Here is a 2,077-nt window from a genome sequence, read left to right on the forward strand (position 1 = left end):
GGCGTAGGGGCCCGCGGGCACCTTGGCGGGCTGCTGCGGCAGGCCCTGCGGCGGCGCGGCGGGGTGCGGGGCGGCGAGCTGGGTGCTCGGCGGCCCGTACTGCCCGGGCGTGGCGTGCGGGACGGCGCCCGGCGCAGCCCCGGCGAGGGCGGCCTGGGCCTCCCGCAGGAGCCGTTCGAGCTCGGCGGCGTCGGGCCGCGCGGCCAGGTCCCGTACGAGCAGCCGCTCGAGGACGGGGCCGAGCGGGCCGGAGCGCACCGGGGCCGGAATGGGGTCCTCCAGCACGGCGACGACGGTGGCGAGGCTGGTGGGGCGGCGCAGCGGGTGCGTGCCCTCCGAGGCCGTGTACAGCAGCATGCCGAGCGACCACAGGTCGGAGGCGGGCAGCCCCTCCTCGCCGCGGGCCCGCTCCGGGGCGATGTACTCGGGGGAGCCGATGAGCACGCCGGTGGAGGTCAGCGCGGTGGAGCCGTGCAGGGCGGCGATCCCGAAGTCGGTGAGCACCGCCGAGCCGTCGGCCCGCAGCAGCACGTTGGCCGGTTTCACGTCCCGGTGGAGGACGCCCTCGGCATGGGCGGCACGCAGCGCCGACAGGACGTCGAGGCCGATCCGGACGGCATCCGCGACGGGGAGGGGGCCGGACTCCAGCCGGTCGTGCAGGGAGCCGCCGTTGACGAGCTCCATCACGATCCACGGGTGCCCGTCCTCGCCGCCGGCGGGCTCGACGATGTGGTGGATCGTCACCACGTTGGGGTGCGCGAGGCGGGCCAGGGCCCGGGCCTCGCGCACCGCGCGCTCGCGCAGTTGGACGGTGAGGCCGGGCTGGGCCGCGGCCGTCGCCGGGTCCGGCGGGCGGACCTCCTTGAGGGCGACGTTGCGGTGCAGTGCGATGTCGCGGGCGCGCCACACCGTGCCCATGCCACCGGCGCCCAGCGGCGCCAACAGTTCGAATCGGCCGTCGACCAGCTGTCTGCCGGCCTCACTCATGTCCATGGCGGCTCATCGTAGGGGCAGCCTCCGTCAGCAGCGCCGCCGGTCCTCCGTCACCGTGCCCTGCGCGGTGGACACCGTCCGGTCGTAGCACCCGCCGGGCGCCTGCGCCCCGTACAGGCGGTAGCGCTCGGTGGTGGTGCCGACGGCGTGGCGCTCCTCGCGCGGCACGTTGGCGGTGTAGGAGGCGTCACCGGTGTACCGGTGGTCGAGCAGGCTGCGGTCGACGGTCCGGCCGCCGCGCAGGACGGCGGTGTCGGCGCGGTCGGAGACGGTGATGGCGGTGCGCAGCCGGTCGCCGGCGGCGAGGGTGGTCTCGCCGTCCATGGTGTAGGTGCGGGTGGTGCGGGTGGTGGCGGCTCCGCGGGTGGTGCTCTCCTCATCGGTCCAGACCGCGGACAGGGCGGCCCGGTCCTCTCCGTCGGTCCAGCGGTGCACGGAGGTGAGGCCGACGGCGCGGGTGACGGTGGTGGTGACGCGGCCGCGGGAGGTGTCCAGGCGGCCGGCGGTGGTGAGGCGGTGGCTGCCCGCGGTGTCGAGGCGGTGCGGTTCGCCGGCGGCCGCGGGGGTCCAGTGGGCGGTTCCGGAGGGCTGCTCCTCCTCGTGCCGGGTGAGGGCTCCGGTGACGACGGCCCGGCCCTCGTCCTGCCAGATCAGCAGGTTGGTCGGGGTGCTCCAGCCGGGCCGGCCGGCGGGGAGGCCCGCCACGGACACCTCGATGCGGTGCTCGCGGCCGTCGTTGAGCAGGGCTGCGAAGGGGGTGAGGTCGTAGACGACGGGCTTGACGTCGAAGGCGCGCGGGGCGGGTGTCACGTACCAGAGGAAGGGGTTGGACCAGCCGCCGGTCCACACGTGCGGGAAGGGGGCGGCGATGCCGGCGAGGCGGCCGTCGACGGAGATGCGGACCTCGCGGTGGGGGCCGTCCGCGGCCTTGCAGGAGTAGGGGGCGGCGTCGGGGACCGTCAGGTACCAGTACTCCTCGCAGCCGCCGCCGGAGCCGGTCGCGTACACCTCGGCGAGGAGGCGCTCGGTGTTGCGGGGCGTGGTGACGGCGGGGGTGGTCAGCGGGAGGACGCGGTCCGGGGTG

The 2,077-nt window shown here is 76.3% G+C and carries 2 protein-coding genes; both read right to left on the bottom strand.

What is annotated here, in order from left to right:
• The coding region (locus EF903_RS31990; protein ID WP_260616205.1) for a serine/threonine-protein kinase at positions 1 to 993 on the bottom strand (993 nt) is incomplete at its 3' end.
• A gap of 27 nt (positions 994 to 1,020) precedes the next feature.
• Positions 1,021 to 2,077: peptide-N4-asparagine amidase (locus EF903_RS31995; protein WP_125548459.1), on the bottom strand; the 1,057-nt coding region annotated here is incomplete at its 5' end.

Source organism: Streptomyces sp. WAC05292, assembly GCF_003949955.1.
In the GTDB taxonomy this organism is placed as follows: Bacteria; Actinomycetota; Actinomycetes; order Streptomycetales; family Streptomycetaceae; genus Streptomyces; species Streptomyces globosus.